We start from the raw sequence: 26,253 nt of genomic DNA, 5'->3' as shown, positions 1-26,253 counted from the left end.
GGAATCACCGGAGCACAAGGTGTAACTGGAGCTCAGGGAATACAAGGAATCACTGGAGCACAAGGTGTAACTGGAGCGCAGGGAATACAAGGAATCACTGGAGCACAAGGTGTAACTGGAGCGCAGGGAATACAAGGAATCACTGGAGCGCAAGGAGTAACTGGAGCGCAGGGAATTCAAGGAATCACTGGAGCGCAAGGAGTAACCGGAGCTCAGGGAATACAAGGAATCACTGGAGCACAAGGAATAACTGGAGCACAGGGAATACAAGGAATAACCGGAGCACAAGGAATAACTGGAGCGCAGGGAATACAAGGAATTACTGGAGCACAAGGTGTAACTGGTGCTCAGGGAATACAAGGAATTACTGGAGCACAAGGAGTAACTGGAGCACAGGGAATTCAAGGAATCACTGGAGCACAAGGTGTAACCGGAGCACAGGGAATTCAAGGAATTACTGGAGCTCAAGGAATACAAGGAATCACAGGTGGGCAAGGAGTAACTGGAACGCAAGGAGTAACTGGAGCTCAGGGAATACAAGGAATAACCGGAGCGCAAGGGGTAACTGGAGCACAGGGAATACAAGGAATCACTGGAGCACAAGGAGTAACTGGAGCTCAGGGAATACAAGGAATCACTGGAGCGCAAGGTGTAACTGGAGCTCAGGGAATACAAGGAATCACTGGAGCACAAGGTGTAACTGGAGCGCAGGGAATACAAGGAATTACTGGAGCACAAGGTGTAACTGGAGCGCAGGGAATACAAGGAATCACTGGAGCACAAGGAGTAACTGGAGCACAGGGAATTCAAGGAATCACTGGAGCGCAAGGTGTAACTGGAGCACAGGGAATTCAAGGAATCACTGGTGCACAAGGGATAACTGGAGCACAGGGAATTCAAGGAATTACTGGTGAACAAGGTGTAACTGGAGCGCAGGGAATACAAGGAATCACTGGAGCACAAGGAGTAACTGGAGCGCAGGGAATACAAGGAATCACCGGAGCACAAGGTGTAACTGGAGCTCAGGGAATACAAGGAATCACTGGAGCGCAAGGGGTAACTGGAGCTCAGGGAATTCAAGGAATTACTGGAGCACAAGGAATCACAGGTGCACAAGGAGTAACTGGAGCACAGGGAATACAAGGAATCACTGGAGCACAAGGTGTAACTGGAGCTCAGGGAATACAAGGAATTACTGGTGCACAAGGAGTAACTGGAGCACAGGGAATACAAGGAATTACTGGAGCCCAAGGAGTAACTGGAGCGCAAGGAGATCCTGCGACAGATGATCAGGATCTTTCCTTAACAGGTAATATATTAAGTTTAACCGGAGATCCAACTCCTACTCCAGCAATAGACCTAACTCCCTATTTAGACAATACAGATGATCAAAACGCATCCGAAGTTCCTTTAGTAACTAATGTAGATGTAAACGAAGGAGCTGTAACCAGTCCAACGTTAGAAACAACTGTTGAAGAAGTAGTACAAGCTATTGCACCTATTACATCAAAAGCCGCAAGAGTATTTTATCCTCCATCTATAGAAATAGATGCTTCTGTAAATGGTACATTCTCTGTAAATCTTTATACCATGTATACAGCACAATTTGGAAGTCCAACAGCTGTAAGTGCGGGTGCACCTCTGACAGTACCATTATATGCTGCTACAGATTTATATTATTACGTAACCTTTGCTGATTCATCTGTATTTGACACCGCACCAGGTGCTATGACCATAACAGCAGATGGTGTATTGACCTATACGATAGTGGGGCAACCAGCAGATTATAATACGTTGATTAATGTAGTATTTGTAGTTAAGTAATTTAGCAGATTAGTCATATGAAACTAAAAAATAACATATATTATGTCCTTTTAGTATTGCTAACTGCTTTACCAAATATTAGTGTATTTGGACAAGATACATATCTGGATAGCTTTGGCACCTCTGCATATAACAATAGTGATGGTAACCAACCATGGACAACTAGTTGGGTAGAAACTGGTGATGATGGGCTTCCAGGTGGTGGAAATATATTTGTAAGTGGTTTTGCCGATCTGGAGTTTGTTAATATACAGAGTGGTGGCGTTAGTATGACAATTGCAAGGGATATTGATTTATCTGGTTATTCTTCTGTTGATTTATCTTTAGTGTATTTTTTTATTGATGCTAATAATTCTGATGAAGATATAGATATTCAGCTATGGAATAATACTACCAGTGCCTATGAAACTGTATTGACGACAGGAACTGGATTTGGAACCACTCTGACGCATACATTAACTGCCGATCAAATTTCTGCAAATTCATCTATCAGATTTTTATCCGGTAGTGGAAATTGGCAAGGTGGGGATAATATAGCCATCGATGATGTATTATTTACAGCTACAGCATCGAATCCAGAAATATCCATCAATGATATTGCAGTTAATGAAAATGCTGGGACCCTAGATTTAACGGTTTCTCATACAGGCGGAACTACAACAGGAAGTTTTACCGTAGAGTACAACACTAGTGATATCTCTGCAAATGCTCCTGGAGATTATACAGCTTTCTCAGGTACTACAATAACTTTTCCCGGTACCACTCTTAGTACTCAAACTATTTCTATCCCTATTATTGATGATGATGAAGCGGAAAATGCAGAAACGTTTGAGGTAAATCTTAGTAATCCAAGTGATGGCTCGGTTAGTATAACGGACGCACAGGGAATTGGAACAATTAATGCTAATGATCCAATTTCTATAGTTATCAATGATGTTTCTGTGAATGAGGCTGCAGGCACGGCTAGTTTCACAGTTACCTCGTCCGGTGGTTCTTTAACAGGAGGTTACACTATAGATTATGCTACGGCAGATAATACTGCAACTACTGCTGGTAATGATTATACCAGTACTAGCTCCCCTCCTGCTCTTACTTTTGCGGGAACTCTTGGGGAAACTGAAACGATTACGGTACCCATTTTAGAAGATACTGACATTGAAGGAACTGAAACATATTTTGTAAATCTTAGTAATTCAAGTAGTGCTCTTGTAACAATTACCGATACTCAAGGTTTAGGTACAATCATCGATAATGATGCAGGAATTAGTATTAATGATGTTTCTGTAAATGAGAATGCTGGAAATGCTACCTTTACTGTTACACTTACAGGAACCATATCTGGTGGATTTACTGTAGCGTATGCAACTGCAGACAATACTGCTGTAACACCAAGTGACTATACGGCAACTGGTTCTCCTAATCCTACAATATCTTTTGCAGGAACTGATGGAGAAACTCAAACATTTTCTATTCCTATTATTGACGATAATCTTGTAGAAACTGCAACCGAAAACTTTTTTGTGAACTTAAGTAATCCAAGTGTAGGCACAGTTGTTTTAACAGATGCTCAAGGAATTGGAACCATTACAGATAACGATGCTGCATCTATTGCTATTAATGACATCTCTGTAAACGAAACAGCAGGAACAGCAACTTTTACTGTAACTCATTCTGGAGGCGGAGATGTTTCCGGCGGTTTTACAGTAGAATATGCGACTTCAGATAATACTGCTATTAACCCTAACGATTATACAGCTACTGGTTCACCAAACCCGACACTATCTTTCTCTGGAGCAAACGGAGAAACTCAGTCCATAACTATCCCAATAATAAATGATATAGATGTTGAAGGAACGGAAACATATTTCGTAAATCTTAGTAATATTAGTAATACATTAATCACTATTAGTGATGCTCAGGGATTAGGAACTATTATTGATGATGAAGCTCCCTTTATAATTACAGATACTATTACTGATAATACCTGTAGTGGAATTTTTGTTGATACAGGATCAATTAATGGCCAATACAGTAACAACGAAGCTATCACCTATACGATCTGCCCTGATACTCCCGGTAGTTTTGTGGTATTAAACTTTACTTCTTTTGATGTCGAAGATAATTTTGATGCTTTGGCAATCTATGAAGGTACTACAACCACTACATTAATTAGTACCCATGATAATGGCAATATACCAACAACTATTATTTCTACTGATCCTTCTGGTTGTTTAACTTTCATTTTTACTTCTGATGGTTCTGTAACTGGAAATGGATGGCAAGCAACCATATCATGTACTGCTGCCACAGCTAGTTTTGTTACGGTAAATAATGTGACTGTAAATGAAAACGCAGGTACTGCTACTTTTACAGCAACTCATTCTGGAGGAAATGTTCCTGGTGGATTTAGTGTTAATTATTCTACTATCGATGATACGGCTTATGCTGATTCTGATTTTACTGACACAACAGGAACTCTTAATTTTTCTGGAACTTCTGGAGAGAGTCAAACAATTACAGTTCCTATTATTAATAATGCTTTTGCAGAAAACACAGAGACATTCTTCTTAGATCTCAGCAACTCTAGTTCTCCCTTAGTAGGGTTAATTAATGGCGTTGGAACCATACTTGATGATGGTGATCCTGCCCTTCCACTTAATACACCATTAACTCTTTTTGATGATTTTAACGGATATTTTGATTATGCTACTACAGGAGGATCCTTTAGAACAAGTGATGCAAATACGTGCACAATAGTGAGCTCTTCTTCTAATACATTAACAACAAACATATTGGCAGGAGGAGTCATAGAAAAAGCTTACTTGATCTGGGCACATTCCGGATTTAATGCGGATGATGTTGTAACTTTTGAAGGTCAAACTGTAAGTGCAGATATTGTAAATAGAGCGACATTTGGTACTACCCGTGAGTTTCATTCTATGGTTAGCGATGTTACAAGTATTGTTCAGAATATTACCGACCCTTCTACTAATGTTTATAATGTCACCGATTTAAGTATTGATAACACAGGCACACATTGCGCTAACAATACAACTTTAGGTGGTTGGAGTTTAATGATATTTTACACAGAACCTAGCTTACCAGCAGTAACCATTAATATGTATAATGGTTTTAACGGACAACAAAACAACACTACTAACTATACGCTTAGTGGCTTTTTTGCTATAGGATCAACTGGATCAAAAACTACAATTCTTTCATGGGAAGGTGATCAAGGTCTAGCTACAGGTGAGTTACTATCTGTTACTACGGGATCCGGAACATCTACTCTAAATGGTGATGGCGACAATGATGGAACTATTTTGAATAATCCTTTTAATGGAACAATATTTGACAATACTGTATTACCAAACATTAACACCTCTCCTACTTTTGGAATAGACTTAGATACATATGATATCTCTCCATTTATTAATCAAGGTGAAACTACTGCAACTACAAATGTACAGGTTGGTGATGATTTTGTTCTGTTAAATTCAGTACTTTTAAAAGTACCAAGTAATCTAATGACAGGAACTGTTTTTGAAGATATTAATTATCCAGGAGGTGCAGGTAGAGATCTTGCTACCTCTTCTGGGATCGATATAGAAGGAACAACAGTAGAATTATATGATAATACAGGTACCTTAATAGACTCTGACGTAACAGATATAAATGGAAATTATAATATTGGTGGTATGGCTAATGGCACCTACAGTCTACGTGTGGTAAATAACACGGTACGTTCTACAAGAGGTGGTGGAGCTGCATGTACAACTTGTTTGCCAATCCAAACATTTAGATCCACTTTTGCAGCTAGTACGTTAGGAGCGGTAACAAATGAAATTGGTGGCGCTAATCCAGCAAATGAAGATGTAGCAGCCGGTATACTTACTGGAGCCCAAACAATTTCTTCCATTACAATTGCAAGTGAAGGAGCTGTTGACATAGATTTTGGTTTTAATTTCAATACGATTGTAAATACCAATGCTGACGGACAAGGATCATTGGGGCAATTTGTTGTTAATGCTAATAATCTTGATGAAACAGGATTAGATATTGAGGCAAATAGTATTTTTAATCCAGGTGCCGGAGAAGATATATCCATCTTTATGATTCCACCTACCGGAGATCCTTTAGGCAGAACTACAGATACTAATTTTGCAAGTGGTTTTTTCGATATTAATCTACCAAATGTTTCTCCATTAGATATCATTACAGATGATGCCACACATATCGATGGTCGAACACAAACCGCCTATTCTGGAGATACAAATACAGGAACTGTTGGCTCTGGTGGAACTACCGTTGGAATTTCTGCTACTACCTTGCCAAATTATAACTTACCTGAAATACAGGTACGTAGCGATAATGGAGATGTTATTCAATTACAAGCTTCAAATACTGTGATTAGAAATCTTGCTGTTTATGGAGGAAACAGAAGAGCAATTCGTCAAGATTCTGGAACAGGAAATCTAATCACTGAAAATCTTTTAGGAGTGAATGCATTAGGAGTTGTAGGGCCAGTTGGTGTTGTAAGCTATGTTGATGATGGATTCGAAATTAGTGGCGGTACTGTAACCATTGACGGTAATTATATTGCTTCAAATACAGATTTTGGAATTTCGGTAAATGGAGGAACTTCAACACTAATTCAAAATAATCACATTACCAATAATGGCTTCAGAAACTGTGAATTTAACATAAGAGTGGTTAACGGTAGCGGAATTACCATACAAAATAACCTTGTTGATGGCTCAGCTTCATTAGGTATTTTTGATGATCAAGGTAACATAACAATTACAGAAAACACAATAACTACAGCCGGAAGCGATACTGGTTGCGCACAGCTTAGTGGAATTAATTTAGCACAAAGTAATTCTTCAGTTACTAATAATATAATTAATACTAATGCAGGATCTGGTATTGTACTGACTGGAGGAACTACATCAGGAAATCTAATATCACAAAACTCTATTTATGCAAATGGAACCTTTGCAGATGCTCTGGGAATTGATATTGCGGATGACGGAGTAACTATAAATGACACTGGTGATTTAGATACAGGTCCTAATGGTAGTCTTAATTTCCCTATTTTTGAGTCCGTAACCATTTCTGGAACTACACTAAAAATAGTGGGTTGGGCTCGTCCTGGTGCAACCATAGAAGTTTTTCTTACGGACATTAATCAAGGAACAGCAACCGCAGGTGATAATCAATTAGGGTTGACACAAGATTATGGTGAAGGTCAGGTATATTTAGGTTCTGGTACAGAAGGAAGTGGTGCTGACACAGATAATACGACTTCACTATATACCGGCGCTGATGGTAATACGGATAATACAAACAAGTTTAATATTAGCATAACATTAGGATCAGCAATTTCACCAGGAAGTTTGATCACTGCCACAGCTACTGTATCCAACTCAACTTCTGAGTTTGGAAATGGTTTTGCTGTTGGTATAGGGACAGTTATTACGAATAGAAGAATAACATTTAGAGTAAAACCAAATTAAGTTTATAGAACAAAAACATATAATATTATTTAGCTAAAAAAGCTTATCTAACAATAAAACCTATATTACATCAACCATATATCAAATAACAGTATAAATAATTAAAATCGTCATAATGAAAAGTTTTCAAGTAGAAATCACAGATTTGACAATATCAAAATAAGAAACACGAAGTGCTAGGTAATAAAAATTCCCTCATTTCAAAAAACATTGGTATTCTTGTCAAAACAGAAAACAACAATATAATGCGTATTTCATCGTTAAAAAAAAGCGTTTAGTCGATGAAATATTAAAAAACGTTATAAATAAGTAAATGATTACGTTTTTTTTTAATTATATTCGCGTAACAAGATTACTTTAAAACCATAATTTAATGTTACCCCAAAAGAATATACTTACATATTTGATTTTCTTTTGTTTGCTGAGTATTAACTTAACAATATTCTCTCAGCAAGCTTTTCATAACTTTGGAAATATACAAATACATGATCAAGGTCAAGTAGGGTTTCATATGGACGTAATCAATGACGGTACTTTTGATCAAAATGTTGGGTTTACAGGTTTTTATAATCAAAATAGTCTAACAATCTCCGGAGCCAATCGACCAATTTTCTATGACATGGAAATTGACGTTTTAAATGATTTATTTATAGAGGTTTCAGTAGGAGTTAATAATTTTCAGGAATTTACAAACGGAAGAGTTTTTACTCCAAGAGATCAAATAAATGTATCCCTAGATTATCTAAATGATGCTCCTTACTTAGGTGAAAACGATGATCGTTATGTTGATGGGTATGCTTCTATTACGGGTGATCTGGATTTTTCATTTCCTATAGGTGATGATTTTCGTCACAGACCAGCTCGTATAGAAAGTCAAGCGGCCAATAATACTGCACGAGCTGCGTATTTTTTCGAAGATCCTAATTCTCCTAACTTCTTCTCAGAGAATTTTGACACTAATAATTTTGGCGATTTATTATTTGGGATCAGTATTTTTGAGTTTTGGGATGTAGATGGAAATCAAGAGACTAGTGTAACTTTAACTTGGGATACCAATAGTAATATTCCAACTTTAGTAAATGACTTGCAAGATCTTAGAGTTGTTGGATGGAATCCTGATTTAGAACAATGGGTAAATCTTGGAAATACCAGTTTTGTTGGAGATCTTGATAATGGGGAAATCACCTCGGATGCAATTATTCCGGATGATTATGTAGTACTTACCTTTGGTACTTCTAATATAATACTAGACGGTGATCTAGAAATATTCACGGCAGTTTCTCCCAATGGAGATGGCTTTAACGACACATTTGTGATACAAGGATTAGTTCAATTTCCTGACAACGAGCTATTTGTTTACAATCGTTGGGGAGTTTTAGTTTACAATCGAAAAGCTTATCACGAAGTACAGCAAACAGCTGAAGCTTTTAATGGTATTTCTGAAGGTAGAGCTACTATAGCAAAAGGAGAATTGCTTCCCGAAGGAACATATTACTATGTACTAAATGTAGAAGGAATAAAAGATCGAGCAGGATACTTATATATTAATAGATAATTTTACTCATTCACTCAAATATCTTACTAACAAAGGTGATTTGCACCGAAGAGTAATCGAACATAAATACGCTATCTAAATCTATAATTTCTTCACAAAATGATGCGCCCATATCTCATAACCCTGATTGAGATAAAACTTATGTGAGGGATAATTAGAAACGTAACTATTAAGCTCCGATGTTTCACAACCTTTTGTTCTAGCGTACTCATAAATCCATTCAAATACAATTTTTCCTATTCCTTTACCTTGATATTTATCATCAATGTATACATGATCAGGTTCACAGGATCTACCGGCATAATGTCTTGTCATAAACCACAATCCAAAAACTCCAATCAGTTCCGTATCTAAATATACTCCCCAACATTCATAGTTCTGCTCAAACATTTCTCCAAAACGTTCCAATAACAGCTGGTCATCAAGCTTATGCCCCATTAACTTTTGAATTAATGGTAAGGCTTCTGGAAAATCAGGTTTTAAAATCTTGTTAAATATTAGGTTCATTTATATAAGTAGCAAATTTGTTATCATTTATTTCGTGATATTTTGTAAAAATAATTATACTTTTAACTACAATATGAAAAATAATCATAAAATGATATGAAAGAAAAATCAGGAAAAATCCAAGATATAATAGATAAGAAATTTCTCGAAGAACGCAGTGTCTTTCTATGGGGACAAGTTGATGACAAATCTGCTAAACATGTTATTGATAGATTAATGTATCTGGATATGATTAGTAATGAAGAAATTAAATTATATATTAATAGTCCTGGTGGATATGTGACCTCTGGATTTGCAATGTATGACACAATTAAAGCATTAAAAAGCCCTGTAGCTACAATTTGTACTGGATTAGCCGCATCTATGGGGTCTATTCTTTTAAGTGTAGGCGAAAAAGGACGTAGATTTATCCAGCCTCATGCCAAAGTAATGATCCACCAACCTAGTGGAGGAGCAAGAGGGCAGGCATCTAACATAGAGATTCAAGCAACAGAAATCCTTAAAACAAAAGAATTAAGTGCTCAAATTTTAGCAGATAATTGTGGTCAAGAAATTGAGAAAGTACTAAAAGATTTTAACCGTGATTACTGGATGGATGCAGAGGAATCTATAGAATATGGTATCGTAGATGGAATACTCTCATAAGCCTGAAACATTCTATAATTGATATTCTATTTTAAAATTAAACTGATATGCCCCAACAATAATCTGATCTATAGTTACGGCATATCAGTTTAATTTCTTAAATTACAGATACATTTGTATGTTTTAAGGAGTACTCTTTCCTACTCCAAAAGATAATTTTACCAATGATGCAAAGAAAAAAATTTATTCAAATAAGCGCTCTGGGACTGGTAGGATTGTCTTCTGTATCCTTTACTGATTTTCAATCAAAATTTACCAAAAACGACCTTATGGGAAAAGGGAATCCTTCATTTGTTGGCGAAGGATACAAACTACGCAAAAATGCGAATAAAGCTTTTTTAAAAATGAAAAGCGCAGCTTCAAAGGAAGGTATTAAAATAAGAGTTGTTTCTAGCTATAGAGACTACGCACATCAAAATCGTATTTGGGAACGTAAATACGAGAGATATACTGCGAAAGGATTGTCTCCCATAAAAGCGATCCAAAAAATAATTGAATACTCTACTATTCCTGGCACATCTCGTCATCATTGGGGCACAGATCTGGATATTGTCGATGGAAGTGTGAAGCAGCCAAGAGACTTACTTTTAGAAAAACACTTTCATGATGGTGGTTCTTTCACCAGGTTTAAGACATGGATGGATCACAACGCCAATGATTTTGGTTTCTATCTTGTTTATACTAATAAAAAAGGTAGAAAAGGATTTAAATATGAACCTTGGCATTACTCATATGCTCCTTCATCGATCCCAATGCTTAAAGAATTTAAAAAACTTGATATTAAAACTGAATTGCAAAAAACAGTATTAATGGGAAGCTCTAATTTCACTCCAGAATTTATTCAGCAATATATGAATCAAAATGTCTTAGATATTAACCCTAAATTATTACCATAGCATATACTAAAATTAATTTCTTTCAGTTATATAGAAAAGCCCTATATCTTATGAAAAATGTGTTAAAATATTTCTGTATAATACTGATATTCAACATTTTTATATCTTGTTCTTCTAAAGATGATTCCGATACCATAGGTATAGAAACGAGTGAACTCACTAATGAAACAGACATCTCAGACGGTATACTAACACTAGTAAATCAGCATAGAGCTGGTATAGGTTTATCTGCCTTATCTAAAAATGCAACCGCTGAAGAATTGGCGATCGATCATACTAAATATATGATTTCGATAAACCAAATCAATCATGATAATTTTAATCAAAGAGGAAATGTTTTAAGCGATCAGGAGAATGCAACGGGAACGGCAGAAAATGTAGCAAGATTTTATACTGACGCGCAAAGTGTTGTAAACGGATGGCTTAACAGTTCTGGACATCGAGAAAATATAGAAGGTAATTATATGTATACTGGTATTTCATCCATAAAAGATCAAGATGGTAAATATTATTATACACAACTTTTTTATCGTTAACCATGCATCAACTATGCTAATTAGCACTATTTGTGTTCCATAATGAGAACACAACACCTCTAGTAGTTGCTTATCAAAAATGTTATTTTGCATTTGTTGATAAGCAACTTTTATTTTTTAGTAACTTTAGGAATCCAAAAACACATTTTGATTAACTAAAAACATAGCTCCATGAGACGTGGTGGATTAAAAATAAGAATATTAATTGGGTTAGCTATTGTGGCGTTTGCCTTCTTTAAGAAATGTAATAACAAAACCCTTAATGAATACACTGATAGAGTCCAAAATATTAATATGACCACGGATCAGGAAATTGCAATTGGACTTCAGAGTGAACCAGAGATCACTAGACAACATGGTGGATTATATCCTGATCAAAAACTCCAAAATTACGTAGATAATGTTGGTAACAAGCTTGTCACCAACACCATGGCAAGACAATCTCCTTATAAATATGAATTTCACCTTTTAGCTGATCCTAATACTATTAATGCATTTGCTCTTCCTGGTGGTCAAATATTTATAACATATGCTCTTTATTCTCAATTACAAAATGAGGATCAATTAGCAGGCGTGTTAGGGCATGAAATTGGACATGTTTTAGGTAGACATTCTGCGGAACGAATAGCTGAACATGAATTTTGGAAAACTATTTCTACAGGAGCTTCAGTTGGCGCAGATGCAGGTGGACTCGTTAGCGGAATTGGACAAAATGTTCTTTTGGGTAATGGAAGAGATGATGAATTAGAAAGTGATAAATTGGGTGTTTTGTTTATGATTAATTCTGGCTATAATCCTCAGGAAATGATAGGTGTTATGCAAATTCTAAAAAATGCAGCTGGCCCTAATCGTACTCCTGAGTTTCAAAGTACGCACCCAGACCCTGACAATCGTATCGAAAAAATTCAAGAAGCTATAGAAGAATATAATGGACAATAAAAAAACTTCGCCTAAAAAGTGAATAAGCGAAGTTTTCCGGTTTTTGATTTTTCTAAGATTCTAAGACAATTCTTCTAGAAGAGCTATTGCTTCCTTAGCATTAGACAGTTTAGCAAATTTCATTGCTGTATTACCCTTGCGATCTCTAGCTTTAATATTAGCCCCCTTTTTAACTAATAATTTAATGATATCAACTCGGTTATACCGAGCTGCATACATCAGCGGAGTTTTTCCATCTGACATTTCATTTACATCACTTCCTAATTCTATCATTTTTTTTACAGTATCAAGATCCCCTTTTACGATTGCCATACAAAAAGGGCTTACCTTATAAGTGATTAGCTCATAATCATGACTATCGATAGCCATTCGTTCTTCTGAAGCAAAGCTTACAGAGCTGATGAATAAAATCATCAATGCAGTTACAATTGTTTTTTTCATGATGTTGTGAATTTATTAAGTTACGTTTATAGGGTTGTTATACTATACGACCACACAAAACGGCTTTTTGTTACACATAAAAACCTAAATAACAGAACTTTAACTGATCAATAACATAATATTCTGATAATGTTTTGCAAAAATTCAAGAAGCTATAGAAGAATATAATGGACAATAAAAAACTCCGCTTGTTTTGTCAAGCGAAGTTTTTCTATATGTTGTTTTAAAATTTTAAGACAATTCTTTAAGAAGGGCCATTGCCTCTTTAGCATTAGCTAATTCTGCAAATTTCATTGCTGTTTTACCAGTATCGTCTTTTGCTTGAAGAGACGCTCCTTTACCTATTAGCAATCTAATAATATCAACTCTGTTATATCGAGCTGCATACATAAGCGGAGTTTTCCCTTCTGATCTCAAATTTACATTGCTCCCTTCCTCTATCATTTTTGCCACAGTATCAAAATCTCCCTTTATAATTGCCATAAAAAAGGGATCTACTTTACTAGTGGTTAGTTCATAGTTCTCGCTATCACTCGTATTTGGTTGTTCAGAAGCAAAACTTACAGATGTAATAATCAAGATCATTAATGCTGTCATAATTGTTTTTTTCATAATGTTGTGAATTATTGAAGTTAGTATATAGATTTGTTATTTTAGAAAACTATAAAGAAGTAACTCACTGCTTATAAATACTTAATTTACAAAACATTACTCATTAAATAACATAAAATTTTAATAATATTTTAAAAAATTAACACCATCATAATAATTCTAATAATTTTAATTAGAAGTTAATTTTTAAATCACATGAAAAGGGTAACATTTCATTATCCAATTTTTCCTTTTTAAAAGAATTAAATAATCATCATTAAAACGAAGTTAATTCTAAGAATAACCTATTTTAAACCTTCACTACGAGAATCCTTTAATGGTTCCTCAAAAAATATTCAAAATAAATATTTATACCACTTCAAAATTCGAAATAGACACTTACTCATTTTTGGGTGCTTCTATTCTAAATTGTAATTTAGCTTCTTGTTATTTTTTGACAATTCTTAAATAGATCATTGAAAAAGCATCAAATCATATAAACAAAATGAACAAAAAAGTAATCTTAATGATTCTGGATGGATGGGGAACATCTCCAGATCCTAAAGTCTCTGCTATCGATCATGCCAAAACCCCATTTATTGATAGTTTATACACAAAATATCCTAATGCTGCTTTACGAACTGATGGTCTTCATGTAGGACTTCCTGATGGGCAAATGGGAAATAGCGAGGTTGGTCATATGAATCTGGGTGCAGGAAGAATAGTGTATCAGGATTTAGCCAAAATTAATATGGCTATTAAAAATGATACATTAAAGAATGAACAGACATTAATTGAGGCACTTAATTACGCTAAAGACAACAATAAAAATATTCATCTTTTAGGTTTAGTGAGTGATGGTGGAGTCCATTCTCATATTAGTCATATAAAAGGATTATTGGATGTTGCTAATTCTAAAGGATTAAAAAATGTCTTTTTACACGCTTTTACTGATGGACGTGATGTAGATCCAAAATCTGGAATAGATCATATTAAAGAAATCCAACAGTATATGACAGAATCTACGGGTAAATTAGCATCCATAGTAGGACGATATTACGCAATGGATCGTGATAAAAGATGGGAACGTGTACAACTGGCATATGATCTCATTGTTAACGGAAATGGAACTCCTAGTACGAATGCGTTAGAAAGTATTCAGGAAAATTATGATAATAATATCACTGATGAGTTCATAAAACCAATCGTTTTGGAAGAAAACGGATCCCCTATTGCTACAATCAAGGATGATGACGTTGTAATATTCTTTAATTTTAGAACAGATCGTGGTCGTGAACTTACAGAAATGCTATCACAATCGGATATGCCCGAATACAATACTCATAAATTGCCATTATACTATGTTACGATGACGAATTATGATGATAATTTTCGCGGAACTCATATAATTTATGACAAAGACAACATCACAGAAACCTTAGGAGAGGTGTTATCTAAAGCTGGTAAAAAACAAATACGTATTGCAGAAACTGAAAAATACCCTCATGTTACATTTTTCTTTTCTGGTGGACAGGAAGAACCTTTTAAAGGAGAATCCAGAATTCTTAGGAACTCCCCAAAAGTTGCCACATATGACCTAAAACCAGAAATGAGCGCCTATGAATTAAGAGATGCGCTACTGCCAGAATTACAAAAAGGAGAAACGGACTTTGTTTGTCTTAATTTTGCCAATGGCGATATGGTGGGACATACTGGGATTATGGAAGCAGCAATTAAAGCATGTGAAGCAGTAGATGAATGTGTAAAAGATGTAGTAACAACCGGATTAGATCATGGATACAGTACTATTTTGATTGCTGATCACGGTAATTGCGAAACTATGATTAATCCTGATGGATCTCCTCATACTGCTCATACAACAAATCCTGTTCCTATCATCTTTATTGATAATGATCAGATACAAATAAATGATGGAGTATTAGGTGACATTGCTCCCACTATACTAGAACTTATAGGTGTTAAACAACCAACAACTATGACTCAAAAATCTTTATTAAAATAATACCATATAAATCTAAATCATATAGCAGTCGTATCCTTGATACGGCTGCTTTTTTTATATCAAAAATATTGTTTTAGTATCTTTAACATATTATAATAATTTTTTATACAAATTATACGCAGCGAAATCCTACATTCTCAGTTATAATTTATGAGAGTAAGCACTAACCCTTATTCATGAATAAAGAAGAGCAAGACAAACTGGTTAAAGCTTGTAAAAAGAATAGCCGGGATGCCATGGAAAAAATATATAATGCTTTTATGCCCAGAATGATTGCGGTAAGTATTCGCTATTGCAAAAATCAATCTGATGCAGAGGATATAGTGCAAGAAGCTTTTATTAAGGTATTTAAAAATATTAAAAAATATAAGCATAGTGGGACATTAGGAAGTTGGATAGAAAGAATTGTTGTGAATTGTGCAATTGATCATTGGCATAAAAGAAAGAAAACCGTTTTAATGGATAATTCAGAATTAATAATGGAGACTGAAACACAAGAGTTAGATGAAATTGAAAAAAATCAATTTTCTAAACAACTTTCATCAGAAAAATTAAGAACATTAATAAATGAATTACCAGAGCAGTATAGGCTCGTATTAAATCTGTATGCCATTGAAGGCTATTCGCACAAGGAAATAAGTAAAATATTAAAGATTAAAGAAAGTACATCTAGATCAAATTATACTAGAGCTAGAAAAAAACTTTTAGAAAATATGAGAGCTATAGGAATTGAAAAATACTAATTGCTATCTCTAAATGAGAAACAAATGAAAGAGGATAAGGACCTTTTAAAAGAACTTTTGCACACAAAATTTAAAGATGATGTTATTGAATCGTCTAGGAATAATTTTGACAATATTTTTGATGCTGTGCAAAAAAAATCAGATGATAAAAGCTTATTTTATTGGTATACCGCTGGTGTAATTGTTCTAATGCTTATTAGTGTATTTACCTTATACTATCTTAAAAATAATAAAACATCTAATACTCATACAGAAGAAACAAGTACAGAAATTCCTATCCAAAAAGAAAATATTAATCTTGTTACCACACCAATAGATACCATATCTTCAAAAAAAGAAGAAAACAATACAATTACCGGAAATGAAATATCGGAAGATATAAATCAATCTGAGAATTCAGTTACTAAAAAAATAGATGTAACCACCTTAGAACCTGAAGATGAGATTATTGAAAAAGGTGTAATTACAGTAACCTATACAGCCTCTGACAAATATGCTTCTACGGAACATACTATGTACAATAAACTCCCTGATTCAAGTACAATTGTTGTTAGAAAGAATAGCAAAGTAAACTTTACTGCTACAACACAAGGATATCGTAGAGCAGATATTACCGGAACCGTATTTTTAAATATCATAAAAGAAGAATCTAAACCATTTATTCTTTTTGGAAAACATTGTAAAATACAGATTACTGGTAATTCTTTTGCTATTCACTCTGATTCTAAAGCTGATTTGATGACTCTAATTCAAGGATCTGCTAAAGTAGTTCACAATACAACCAAAGAAGTTAGAAATCTAATTCCAGGAGAAAGTCTTCGTGTAGATCAAAATGGGATTGTCTTATTAGAAAAATCACCAAATCGATTCGCTTGGAAAACGGGTGATTTACATTATAAAAATACAAGTGTTGATCAAATCATAAATGATCTTGGAGAAAATTACGATGCTAAAATATTATTAAAAAATGCCGATATTCTAAACTGCAAATATTCTGGGTCTTTTGAAAAAACCAATACGACTAAGGTATTAACAAAATTAGCTTCTGCGCTAAAATTACGGATAACAAAAAAAGATGACCTATTTACGATTACAGGACAAGGTTGTAATAAGTAATACTACGGCAAAACCTATTCCTCAAAACGCATATAATTGAGAAAAAATCAATCTTTTCTAATATAAAAACTATATGGTTTCCGGTAATCAAATAATTTATCGAGACTTATTCCAAAAGTGGAATTATATATTTTACAGTTAAATTTAATTAAGTAAGGTTGAGGATGTTGATTTCAATAAAATATGACTTCTGAATGCAAATACTAATAAAAAATTGGTTCAACCTACTCAAAAACGCTTTACCTAAAAGAGCTAATTATCGTCTTTTAAGATGACTATTTATTTCTTACCACTATATTATAGATTGCAGCCTACACTGGGTAACAAGCTTTTACCTTTATATTTTTTTGTCATTCCAGCGTAGGCTGGAATCCACATTATCAACTATTACAGTTTTATCTCATAAAAATGATTATGTTAAATTCCTTAAAAAAATGATTTTAAACTTAAAAAAATGCATAAAAAAACCGTTTGAAAGTATATTTCCAAACGGTTTTCACAAGTAACTAAACTATCTATCTATTATAAATCAAAAACAGTAGATTCTCCATTATCTCCTGTTAATGTAACTTCTTTATCGCAAGCTCCATCTCCAAAATCAATATTAAAATTAACTCCAAAACTACTTGAGAAATCCAAAGAACCTTGAACAGGATATTTTAAGAAACTAAATCTGTCAAAACATGCTACTTTATATACCAGAGGCGAACCTTCAACCGATTCTGTTCTCATAAAAAATGTTTGTGTTATACCTTCTAGAGAAGAAGATTCTTCAAGAGTAATAACTTCTTCTGAAGTAAATCTATTCTCAAATGCAAAATTTCTATTTGTAGTATATCTATAAGAATCTCCATTAGGCTCTGTAATAACTCCATCTATCACAACATCAAACACTTTAGTGGTCTCAGTGCTTAGTGCTTCATTTTGTTCAGCTACTCTATAACCATCAAACACATAACCATCATCTCCTCTAACGTTCTTAAAAATTGTAGAATCTTTCCATTTCTGATTAAACACTCCAGCCACATAATACTCCACTTTACCACTCCAATCATCAAACTGGCATTGCTCTTCAGTATAGTCCAAAATCATTTTACTGTAATAATCATAATTACTAAAACCTGGTAATGTATTATCTTGATTAGAAACTAATAGTTCTATAGATACACAACTATTTTTAAAATTTTTAGATGATCCTTGAACATCTGTTGATGCTTGTTCAGAAATTGCATCAAAACCATCCATTGCTAAATCTAAATTATTAAATAATTCAAAATCTTCTTTATCACTATTCTGAATAGATACATTATCATCCATATCCTCTACAGCACAACTTGCCATTAATCCTAAAGTTACTGTACAAATCAAAAATTTTCTCATGGTTTACTTTTTTTAAATGAATATTATATTGGGTTTTCTATCTATTAAACCTGAAAAAATAAAAACGCTGCGTAAATTTTTTATTTTTTTAGTAGAATTTTCATAAACCTCATATTTCATGGGCTTCAACAACCATAAAAAATATTCACCTTAATTCTGTTAAACATAAAATTTGCGCCATTAATAACTATAAAAAGTATAAAATACTTCTATATATCTTCTTACTAGAGATTAAAACTTGATCAATTGACTGAATCCTAATATTCTTTGTAAATTTGCCATCCTTAATAAGGATATTATGATCATTACTAAAACACGTGAAGAAATCGAATTAATGCGCGAGAGTGCACTAATCGTTTCTAAGACATTGGGAATGCTTGCTTCCGAAGTAAAACCTGGGGTTACTACCTTACAATTAGATAAGTTAGCCGAAGAATTCATTAGAGATCACGGTGCGATTCCTGGTTTTTTAGGATTATATGATTTCCCTAATACCTTATGCATGAGTCCTAATGAACAGGTTGTTCATGGAATTCCAAATAATACTCCATTAGAAGAAGGTGATATTATCTCCATTGATTGTGGAGCTATCAAAAATGAATTCTATGGTGATCACGCATATACTTTTCCTGTTGGAGAAATAGCTCCTGAGGTTGAGCAACTATTAAAGATAACCAAAGAATCACTGTATGTAGGCATTGCAGAACTGAGGGTTGGAAAACGTGTAGGTGATGTAGGATATGCTATTCAAAAATTCACAGAAGAAGCTGGATACGGTGTAGTTAGAGAACTTGTCGGACACGGTTTAGGTCGCAAAATGCACGAAGATCCAGAGATGCCTAATTATGGACGACGCGGAAGAGGAAAAAAGTTTATTGAAGGAATGGTAGTTGCTATAGAACCTATGACTAATATGGGCACACATCGCATAAAACAATTGAGAGACGGTTGGACAATTCTTACTGCAGATGGTAAGCCAAGTGCTCATTTCGAGCATGATGTTGCTATTGTAGATGGAAAACCAGAGATTCTTTCTACTTTTAAATACATCTATCAAGCCTTAGGTATTGAGTCAGATGAGGAAGATGCTTTTAGACAAGAATTATTAGCTGTTTAAGTTTTTTCCTGTAATGAAAAAGCTCTTTAAACTTATACTAAATACCATCCCAAGGCCACTTTTAATTCGCTTGAGTTATGCAGTTAGGCCAATAATTTCTTTTTTTCTTAAAGGAAATAGATTTACTGATCCTATAGATGGAAAAAGCTTCTCTAAATTTTTACCATATGGCTATGGAAATCAAAGAGATAATGTACTTTCTCCTTCTACCCTATCTTTAGAACGTCATCGATTACTTTGGTTATATCTACAGAATGAAACGGATTTTTTCAGTGACAAAGCTAAAGTTCTTCATTTTGCCCCAGAACAGGCTTTTTATAAAAGATTCAAGAATTTAAAGAATTTAGAATATACAACTACAGATCTTAACTCTCCGCTGGCAGATGTAAAAGCTGATATATGTAATCTTCCTTTTGGAACAAACGAATATGATATTATATTTTGTAATCACGTTTTAGAGCATATCCCAAATGATACCAAAGCAATGCAAGAGCTATTAAGAGTTCTTAAACCTGGTGGAATGGCAATTTTACAAATCCCGCAAGATCTAAGTAGAGCAACTACTTTTGAAGACAACAGTATCTCAGATCCAAAAGAACGTGCTAAAATTTTTGGTCAATATGATCACGTAAGAGTATATGGTAGAGATTATTTTGATAAATTAAGATCCATCGGCTTCCAAGTACATGAAGTTGATTACACGAATGATCTTTCTAAAGAAGAAGTAACTAGATATTGTCTCGCTCCTGGAGAAATACTTCCGGTATGTTATAAGCCATAATGCAACTTCTTATATTCCATTTTAATTCTTAAGAAACTTCTTTATTTACAGTCTTGGCTTTTGATATAAACATCAATTCAGAGAACAAGGAATCTTTTTCTATCATTTCCAGTAATTGCTTTTTGCTTTCAAACTTCTTTTTCCTAACGTACCCTTCAGAATGACCCGTTATTAAACCTATTTCCCTCATGCTTTTTCCTTCTAAAAACAAGGTTAGTATTTGTTTACATTTACAATTAAGATTTACAAAGTGTTTTCTAAATAATTGTTCTCTTTCGCTCTGTTCTATATCTTTTATAATATTCGTATTATCCTCCAGCTTCAAATCATCAATAGGACCACAACACGACATTCTACTCTTTTTTCTTAGTCTAGTTCTCCACATATTTTTACAAACCCCATAAAAATATGTATGTATTGAACAATTTATAACCAAAGAATCGGATTTTAGTTTTTGATATAATGTAATTAATGCATCCTGAAATATATCTTCCGAATCCCTTTCAGTACCAGAATTCTTGATGATAAAACTATTAATTACAGTGAAATTTCTTTCATAAAAGTCCTTTAAAACCTTTTCATTTCCTTTTATTATTCCATTAAAAATTTTGATCTCATCATTGTACCCCATATTGATGATTTAAGTTTTAGTTAGTTGATTGCCCTACATAATATCAGTAGCAATTTTTGTTCCATTGTTACAGGAGAAATTATAACCTTTTTTAAAAGAATCTTCAAAAAAATCATAATGCACTAATATCTCCGATATTAAGTATTCAAGAATGAAGTTAACCATGATCTAAAAAACTTAAAAGTATAAATGAGGGAACCCTTATCTGTAATGAGTAAAGGTGATTTTAGAAGAAGGCAATAAAACAGTATTACTTATCAGGAAAACCGTTTAACGTGAGTGTTTTCAATTCTTTTTTCTCATTTTCATAAATGAAATAAGTTTTGAGCTGTGGATGGGAGTCTAGAAAAGCTATAGATTTTTCTAATCCCATGGACATTAATGCAGTAGCATAAGCATCCGCTTCCATACAGGTTTTAGTCAAAACAGAAACACTTAACAAATTAGATTTATGAGGAAATCCTGTCTTTGTATTAATTATATGTGCATACCTGTTTCCGTTTTCATCTAATTTAAACTTACGATAACTACCAGAAGTTGCCATAGCTTCATTTTCTAATGAAATCACCTTGCTATACGATTGGGTTTGATCAAAATTAGGGTCTTCTACCCCTATTTTCCATGGCTTTTTTTTAACTAAATTACTTCCCTTTCCTCTGATCTCTCCTCCTATTTCTACTAGGTAGTTTTCATAATGTTTAGATTCCATAAAATCAGAAAACACATCCACTGCATAGCCTTTTGCCAACGCATTAAAATCAATAAATGTAGTAGTATGTTCTTTTACGACCGTATCATTTTGTAATTCAACTTTATTCAACCCAACCGAGATCAATAAACTATCTATTTTAAGACTATCTAATGACACTATTTTGCCCTCTGGTCCAAAATCCCAAGCGTTTACCAAAACTCCTATTGTAGGATCAAAAACTCCCTTTGTTTCTTCGTAAATCTTTTTTGACGTATTAAATACATTTTTAAAATGATGGTCCACAACAATTCCCGAATCACCATGATTAATCTTAGAAATATCAGAATCATTTTGATAGGTTGACATAGAAGAATTAATAACAGTTATGATACTGTCGTATGATGTAGAGAAATCAATCTCTTTTTTATCAATAAATTGAACAGAAAAAGTAGTCCCGAATGCATCACCACTTGCATAATTTAAGTAGTGCTCAGGTGTCTCTTCACAAGAAAACAAACATATTACTAAAGAACAAATAACAAGGTTACGAATCATAGTATCTAATTAAGGTGTGTCTCTATAGTTTGCAAACCTGCAAATTCTAGTGTGTAATTTTCATTCAGGAAAACAGGTTTTCGCGGGTTTTCAGAATTTTGTAACCCTACACCTGCATAAAACACTTTAGCTTCTTGTTCCCTGGCATGTTTCTTAAACGACTCCATCCAAATCATATCATAATTATGCGGATTATCTGGATATGACACAGCTTTTACTAAGACAAAATAACGCTGATTCTCTTTATCAATACAAACAAATTGAGGGTGTTTACCTAACTTACTATTAATAGCAATAAATTCGAAACCTTTTTTTTCTAATTCTTCACCTACAATGTTCATTGCCAGATTATGAAGTTCTTGTTTTGTGAGTATCCTTGTCATAGCGGAGCAAAGATACTACTTTGACAAAAATATCAATGTCATTTAAATCTAATAAACTGCGCCTTTTCAAAATAATAACTTGGAGTATAAACAGCTGTGTTTTCTTTGAATCTGTACCAAGGAGACATACTAGTGTCTTCGAAGTTCTTAAGTAAGCATACATTCTGAGCTGGCGTATTACCTTGAGCTAGCAAAAACAACTTATCTCCTTGATTATTTACAATCTCATCCACTATGATTTCTATATGACCTGGAGAACCGGGTTTAACCAACATATCTCCGATAGTCAAATCCTTTACTTTTACTTTAGGAAGTTCCGTATGTAACGACAATGTTCCTGCATAGGTATAAATAAGATTCAGGTATTTGTAGAAATTAGTTTTAGAAGAATTAGGGGAAGCTGTTTTATGAAAGGTTACTTTATTCCCTCGAATCTTAGGCCTATATCCTTTAGCATATTCTTTCCAGGAACAATAGTGTCCTGAAGTAAAATTAAACCCTATTTCATCTTTCCTATTTGCATCCCAAAGATATTCTGCTCTCATCCTCATAAGTGCATCTGCACATTGCTGTAACCCATTTGCGGGAACAGGCACTTCTAAAATCGCATCATGCCAATGCTGTGCAAAATATTTTGTATCATCATAATTGATAATTGGAGAACCATGTTTTTTCAATCTATAATTACGTAGATATTCTTGAAAAGAATTTTTAGGATACCGCGTCCTCTTATAATCCTTAAGAACTCGTACTCTCGTAGATATAGAATCTCCTTCTTTATCAATATAATCAGGAATTGGCAATATGTTTTTAACAACCCCTTTTACATGATTTGTTAACTGTTTTCCTTTAGAAGTTACTCTAAACAGTACTACTAAAACTACAATTCCGCCTATTACCAATAGGTATTTCTTCATTTTATCTTATGTGAATAATTCATTAAAACCGCATCCAAGAGTATTTCTCAAGGAGTATAACACTAAATTAAATACAATTATTACGTGTATTCAATTCTTTATTCGTTTTAAGATAAATAACACAAAACAAAAAAGGTAATATGAAAACAATTAAGTATACACTCATAGGTTTTAAAGAAAAAACACTTTAACAAAATCATATGAAACACATCCATCGGAAGCAAAGTCTTTAACACAGAGCTTAGTAAAACACAATTATCGTAATAAATCATAAGGATGATCAATATGGGTCATTCTTATTTTTATTACTTAAATATACTAGTATAAATTAACAAAATATTAATAAACAAAATGTTTTTATGACTTGTCTTTAAAGTAATTCACAAATATTTTAAAACAAGACAATATGAAAACAACACTTTTACTTATGATTGCATTAGCAGCGTTATCTGCCACTTATGCTCAAGAAAATAAAACATTTGGTTTTGAAAAAGGAGACTTTATAATCTCTGGCACTATGAGTTATTCTAATCAAAACTCTGATTCATTTAGATCCAATATTGATGGAAGTACAAGTTGGTCCGACTCTAAAGGCTATAATTTTAATTTTATTCCAGAAGTGGGATATTTTATATCCCCCAGCTTTATGACTGGAATAAAACTAGGATATATTAGTTTTAAAAACCAAAGTTATTCTGATAGTGGTTTTGAATCCTATTCTAAAGGTAATGGATATAGCACTTCTTTATTTGGTAGATATTACTTTTCTGCTCAAAAGAGGATTTCTTTATTCATTGAGTTAGACGCTGGATATAGTAAAATCTCATCAGATTCAGAAGTAAGAACTTCTCTCTCTAACCTTAATATTGGTAAAAATGACAATACAAACTATAGCGTAGCAGCTTCCCCAGGAATAAATCTATTTATTAATAAGAACTTATCCTTAACCTCTAGAATCGGTAAGTTAAGTTACGCACATATTAAAGATACTTATAGTAATTCTGAAGGTGACACCAGTGTAAATAGAAGAAATGGATTTAATGCAAATATTAATCTAAACAATTTCTATTTTGGAGTACTCTATAGAATTTAAGAATAAAAAAAAGCCGATACAATGTATCGGCTTTTTATATATTTATTTAAAAAGAATAATCTAACTATCCTCCAAAGTCATCGAATCTAATATGTTCATCTGGGATACCAAAATCTTCTCCCATTTTCTGAACAGCTTTGTTCATTAATGGTGGACCACAGAAATATAACTCTATATCTTCAGGTGATTCATGGTGATTCAGATAGTTATCGATTACACAATTATGTATGAATCCTACAAACCCATCTCCTTCTGCATCGATATCACTTTTAACTTTCCAGTTATCTTCTTCTAAAGGCTCAGAAAGTGCTAGATAGAATTTGAAGTTAGGGAAGTTCTTCTCTAAATCATAGAAATGATCCAGGTAGAATAATTCTCTTTTAGAACGTCCTCCATACCAATACGTAACTTTACGTCCTGTTTGTAAGGTTCTGAATAGATGATATAAGTGAGAACGCATTGGTGCCATACCAGCTCCTCCACCTACATATAACATCTCTGCTTCTGATTCATTGATAAAGAACTCTCCATAAGGTCCCGAGATAGTTACTTTATCTCCAGGTTTCTGTGCAAAAATATACGATGATGCAATACCAGGATTCACATCCATCCATCCATTTTTACTTCTATCCCATGGTGGAGTAGCAATACGTACATTAAGCATGATTTCTCTACCTTCTGCAGGATAAGAAGCCATAGAATATGCACGCTCTACGGTTTCATTGTTTTTCATTACTAATGGCCATAGACCAAACTTATCCCATTCTGCTTGAAACTTATCTGGTGTTTCATGCTCTTCTGGGTGTGCTGTAATATCAATATCAGAATATTTGATCTCACACTGTGGGATTTCAATTTGGATATATCCACCAGCTTTATATCCCATATCTTCCGGAATCTCTACTACAAACTCCTTGATAAAAGATGCTACATTATAGTTACGAACAACCGTTGCTTCCCATTTCTTGATTCCGAATACTTCTTCTGGAACCTCTATATTCATATCTTGTTTTACCTTCACTTGGCAAGCAAGACGTGCTCCATGTTGTAATTCTTTACGAGAAAAATGAGGTGTCTCTGTAGGTAAAGCTTCTCCTCCTCCTTCTAAGACGTGGCACTCACATTGTATACAAGTTCCACCACCACCACAAGCAGATGGTAAAAATATTTTCTCATTACCTAAAGTAGATAGTAACGTTCCTCCTGAAGCTACTTCTATTTCTTTTTCACCATTAATAGTAATCTTAACAGGTCCTGATGGCAATAATTTATCTTTTGCAAATAATAAAATCCCTACCAAAACTAGTGTAAGTACTAAAAACGAAATAATGGTGATAGCTATTGTTCCAATTGTTGAAGCTAAAAATATCATA

21 protein-coding genes and 1 pseudogene are annotated in these 26,253 nt (G+C 33.8%); 13 read left to right on the top strand and 9 right to left on the bottom strand.

Annotation, left to right across the window (positions count from 1 at the left end):
* From Q0975_RS23765 to Q0975_RS23755, 3 genes and pseudogenes are all read left to right on the top strand, one after another.
* Positions 1-1,824, top strand: a pseudogene (locus Q0975_RS23765) (hypothetical protein); the annotation flags it as partial.
* Between the two features lie 17 nt (positions 1,825-1,841).
* Positions 1,842-7,340 (top strand): Calx-beta domain-containing protein, encoded by a 5,499-nt coding sequence (locus tag Q0975_RS23760; protein ID WP_299441725.1) that lies wholly within the window; start codon positions 1,842-1,844, stop codon positions 7,338-7,340.
* A gap of 373 nt (positions 7,341-7,713) precedes the next feature.
* Positions 7,714-8,895, top strand: coding sequence for a gliding motility-associated C-terminal domain-containing protein (locus Q0975_RS23755; protein ID WP_299441722.1), 1,182 nt, complete (start codon positions 7,714-7,716; stop codon positions 8,893-8,895).
* Between the two features lie 81 nt (positions 8,896-8,976).
* Here Q0975_RS23755 and Q0975_RS23750 read toward each other — a convergent pair whose 3' ends face one another.
* Positions 8,977-9,402 (bottom strand): GNAT family N-acetyltransferase, encoded by a 426-nt coding sequence (locus Q0975_RS23750; RefSeq protein WP_299441719.1) that lies wholly within the window; start codon positions 9,400-9,402, stop codon positions 8,977-8,979.
* Between the two features lie 96 nt (positions 9,403-9,498).
* Between Q0975_RS23750 and Q0975_RS23745 the strand changes: the two genes are divergently transcribed.
* From Q0975_RS23745 to Q0975_RS23730, 4 genes are all read left to right on the top strand, one after another.
* On the top strand, positions 9,499-10,047 hold the full coding sequence (locus Q0975_RS23745) for a ClpP family protease (RefSeq protein ID WP_299441716.1): 549 nt from the start codon (positions 9,499-9,501) through the stop codon (positions 10,045-10,047).
* A 164-nt stretch (positions 10,048-10,211) separates the two neighbouring features.
* Positions 10,212-10,943, top strand: coding sequence for a M15 family metallopeptidase (locus Q0975_RS23740; RefSeq protein WP_366889497.1), 732 nt, complete (start codon positions 10,212-10,214; stop codon positions 10,941-10,943).
* A gap of 50 nt (positions 10,944-10,993) precedes the next feature.
* Complete coding sequence (locus Q0975_RS23735) at positions 10,994-11,479, top strand: CAP domain-containing protein (protein WP_299441713.1); 486 nt, start codon at positions 10,994-10,996, stop codon at positions 11,477-11,479.
* 171 nt (positions 11,480-11,650) lie between these two features.
* Complete coding sequence (locus Q0975_RS23730) at positions 11,651-12,418, top strand: M48 family metalloprotease (RefSeq protein ID WP_299441710.1); 768 nt, start codon at positions 11,651-11,653, stop codon at positions 12,416-12,418.
* 60 nt (positions 12,419-12,478) lie between these two features.
* Here the strand turns inward: Q0975_RS23730 and Q0975_RS23725 are convergent, their stop codons facing one another.
* Both Q0975_RS23725 and Q0975_RS23720 read right to left on the bottom strand, forming a co-directional pair.
* On the bottom strand, positions 12,479-12,859 hold the full coding sequence (locus Q0975_RS23725) for an ankyrin repeat domain-containing protein (RefSeq protein ID WP_299441706.1): 381 nt from the start codon (positions 12,857-12,859) through the stop codon (positions 12,479-12,481).
* A gap of 231 nt (positions 12,860-13,090) precedes the next feature.
* Complete coding sequence (locus Q0975_RS23720; protein WP_299441703.1) at positions 13,091-13,471, bottom strand: ankyrin repeat domain-containing protein; 381 nt, start codon at positions 13,469-13,471, stop codon at positions 13,091-13,093.
* 484 nt (positions 13,472-13,955) lie between these two features.
* On the opposite strand from Q0975_RS23720, the gene gpmI reads away from it, so the two are divergent.
* The 3 genes from gpmI to Q0975_RS23705 all read left to right on the top strand — a co-directional run bounded on the left by gpmI (position 13,956) and on the right by Q0975_RS23705 (position 17,332).
* A complete protein-coding gene (gpmI, locus tag Q0975_RS23715; protein WP_299441700.1) occupies positions 13,956-15,473 on the top strand; it encodes a 2,3-bisphosphoglycerate-independent phosphoglycerate mutase in 1,518 nt (505 codons plus the stop codon).
* Between the two features lie 176 nt (positions 15,474-15,649).
* Positions 15,650-16,216, top strand: a complete 567-nt coding sequence (locus tag Q0975_RS23710; RefSeq protein ID WP_299441697.1) for an RNA polymerase sigma factor — start codon at positions 15,650-15,652, stop codon at positions 16,214-16,216.
* Between the two features lie 24 nt (positions 16,217-16,240).
* A complete protein-coding gene (locus Q0975_RS23705) occupies positions 16,241-17,332 on the top strand; it encodes a FecR family protein (RefSeq protein WP_299441694.1) in 1,092 nt (363 codons plus the stop codon).
* Positions 17,333-17,854: 522 nt separating this feature from the next.
* On the opposite strand, the gene Q0975_RS23700 is transcribed toward Q0975_RS23705, so the two are convergent.
* The gene (locus Q0975_RS23700; RefSeq protein WP_299441691.1) at positions 17,855-18,712 is read right to left on the bottom strand and encodes a hypothetical protein; all 858 of its coding nucleotides are present in this window, start codon (positions 18,710-18,712) and stop codon (positions 17,855-17,857) included.
* Between the two features lie 298 nt (positions 18,713-19,010).
* Between Q0975_RS23700 and map the strand changes: the two genes are divergently transcribed.
* Together map and Q0975_RS23690 are read left to right on the top strand one after the other, a co-directional pair.
* Positions 19,011-19,829, top strand: coding sequence for a type I methionyl aminopeptidase (gene map, locus Q0975_RS23695; protein WP_299441688.1), 819 nt, complete (start codon positions 19,011-19,013; stop codon positions 19,827-19,829).
* Positions 19,830-19,842: 13 nt separating this feature from the next.
* Complete coding sequence (locus tag Q0975_RS23690; RefSeq protein ID WP_299441685.1) at positions 19,843-20,610, top strand: class I SAM-dependent methyltransferase; 768 nt, start codon at positions 19,843-19,845, stop codon at positions 20,608-20,610.
* 28 nt (positions 20,611-20,638) lie between these two features.
* Here the strand turns inward: Q0975_RS23690 and Q0975_RS23685 are convergent, their stop codons facing one another.
* The 4 genes from Q0975_RS23685 to Q0975_RS23670 all read right to left on the bottom strand — a co-directional run bounded on the left by Q0975_RS23685 (position 20,639) and on the right by Q0975_RS23670 (position 23,787).
* Positions 20,639-21,241 (bottom strand): sigma-70 family RNA polymerase sigma factor, encoded by a 603-nt coding sequence (locus Q0975_RS23685; protein WP_299441682.1) that lies wholly within the window; start codon positions 21,239-21,241, stop codon positions 20,639-20,641.
* 250 nt (positions 21,242-21,491) lie between these two features.
* Positions 21,492-22,487, bottom strand: coding sequence for an FAD:protein FMN transferase (locus Q0975_RS23680; RefSeq protein WP_299441679.1), 996 nt, complete (start codon positions 22,485-22,487; stop codon positions 21,492-21,494).
* 5 nt (positions 22,488-22,492) lie between these two features.
* Positions 22,493-22,870 (bottom strand): Na(+)-translocating NADH-quinone reductase subunit F, encoded by a 378-nt coding sequence (locus tag Q0975_RS23675; RefSeq protein WP_299441676.1) that lies wholly within the window; start codon positions 22,868-22,870, stop codon positions 22,493-22,495.
* A 38-nt stretch (positions 22,871-22,908) separates the two neighbouring features.
* Positions 22,909-23,787, bottom strand: a complete 879-nt coding sequence (locus Q0975_RS23670; protein ID WP_299441673.1) for a DUF4846 domain-containing protein — start codon at positions 23,785-23,787, stop codon at positions 22,909-22,911.
* A 406-nt stretch (positions 23,788-24,193) separates the two neighbouring features.
* On the opposite strand from Q0975_RS23670, the gene Q0975_RS23665 reads away from it, so the two are divergent.
* Positions 24,194-24,880 (top strand): hypothetical protein, encoded by a 687-nt coding sequence (locus Q0975_RS23665; RefSeq protein ID WP_299441670.1) that lies wholly within the window; start codon positions 24,194-24,196, stop codon positions 24,878-24,880.
* A gap of 64 nt (positions 24,881-24,944) precedes the next feature.
* Here the strand turns inward: Q0975_RS23665 and nqrF are convergent, their stop codons facing one another.
* Complete coding sequence (gene nqrF / locus Q0975_RS23660) at positions 24,945-26,252, bottom strand: NADH:ubiquinone reductase (Na(+)-transporting) subunit F (RefSeq protein ID WP_299441667.1); 1,308 nt, start codon at positions 26,250-26,252, stop codon at positions 24,945-24,947.
* Position 26,253 lies beyond the last annotated feature (1 nt).

The sequence above is a fragment of the uncultured Aquimarina sp. genome (assembly GCF_947500065.1).
GTDB lineage: Bacteria > Bacteroidota > Bacteroidia > Flavobacteriales > Flavobacteriaceae > Aquimarina.
Note: the sequence above shows the minus strand (reverse complement) of the source record. Positions and strands in the feature narration are given on the sequence as shown.

Bases quoted from the DNA above. Each gene is read 5' to 3' on its own strand.
- Q0975_RS23735 (WP_299441713.1), top strand. From the start codon at position 10,994: ATGAAAAATGTGTTAAAATATTTCTGTATAATACTGATATTCAACATT.
- Q0975_RS23710 (WP_299441697.1), top strand. From the start codon at position 15,650: ATGAATAAAGAAGAGCAAGACAAACTGGTTAAAGCTTGTAAAAAGAAT.
- Q0975_RS23745 (WP_299441716.1), top strand. From the start codon at position 9,499: ATGAAAGAAAAATCAGGAAAAATCCAAGATATAATAGATAAGAAATTT.
- Q0975_RS23665 (WP_299441670.1), top strand. From the start codon at position 24,194: ATGAAAACAACACTTTTACTTATGATTGCATTAGCAGCGTTATCTGCC.
- gpmI (WP_299441700.1), top strand. From the start codon at position 13,956: ATGAACAAAAAAGTAATCTTAATGATTCTGGATGGATGGGGAACATCT.
- Q0975_RS23675 (WP_299441676.1), bottom strand. From the start codon at position 22,870: ATGACAAGGATACTCACAAAACAAGAACTTCATAATCTGGCAATGAAC.
- Q0975_RS23670 (WP_299441673.1), bottom strand. From the start codon at position 23,787: ATGAAGAAATACCTATTGGTAATAGGCGGAATTGTAGTTTTAGTAGTA.
- Q0975_RS23685 (WP_299441682.1), bottom strand. From the start codon at position 21,241: ATGGGGTACAATGATGAGATCAAAATTTTTAATGGAATAATAAAAGGA.
- Q0975_RS23755 (WP_299441722.1), top strand. From the start codon at position 7,714: ATGTTACCCCAAAAGAATATACTTACATATTTGATTTTCTTTTGTTTG.
- Q0975_RS23705 (WP_299441694.1), top strand. From the start codon at position 16,241: ATGAAAGAGGATAAGGACCTTTTAAAAGAACTTTTGCACACAAAATTT.
- map (WP_299441688.1), top strand. From the start codon at position 19,011: ATGATCATTACTAAAACACGTGAAGAAATCGAATTAATGCGCGAGAGT.
- Q0975_RS23740 (WP_366889497.1), top strand. From the start codon at position 10,212: ATGATGCAAAGAAAAAAATTTATTCAAATAAGCGCTCTGGGACTGGTA.
- Q0975_RS23680 (WP_299441679.1), bottom strand. From the start codon at position 22,487: ATGATTCGTAACCTTGTTATTTGTTCTTTAGTAATATGTTTGTTTTCT.
- Q0975_RS23750 (WP_299441719.1), bottom strand. From the start codon at position 9,402: ATGAACCTAATATTTAACAAGATTTTAAAACCTGATTTTCCAGAAGCC.
- Q0975_RS23690 (WP_299441685.1), top strand. From the start codon at position 19,843: ATGAAAAAGCTCTTTAAACTTATACTAAATACCATCCCAAGGCCACTT.
- nqrF (WP_299441667.1), bottom strand. From the start codon at position 26,252: ATGATATTTTTAGCTTCAACAATTGGAACAATAGCTATCACCATTATT.
- Q0975_RS23725 (WP_299441706.1), bottom strand. From the start codon at position 12,859: ATGAAAAAAACAATTGTAACTGCATTGATGATTTTATTCATCAGCTCT.
- Q0975_RS23720 (WP_299441703.1), bottom strand. From the start codon at position 13,471: ATGAAAAAAACAATTATGACAGCATTAATGATCTTGATTATTACATCT.
- Q0975_RS23760 (WP_299441725.1), top strand. From the start codon at position 1,842: ATGAAACTAAAAAATAACATATATTATGTCCTTTTAGTATTGCTAACT.
- Q0975_RS23730 (WP_299441710.1), top strand. From the start codon at position 11,651: ATGAGACGTGGTGGATTAAAAATAAGAATATTAATTGGGTTAGCTATT.
- Q0975_RS23700 (WP_299441691.1), bottom strand. From the start codon at position 18,712: ATGAGAAAATTTTTGATTTGTACAGTAACTTTAGGATTAATGGCAAGT.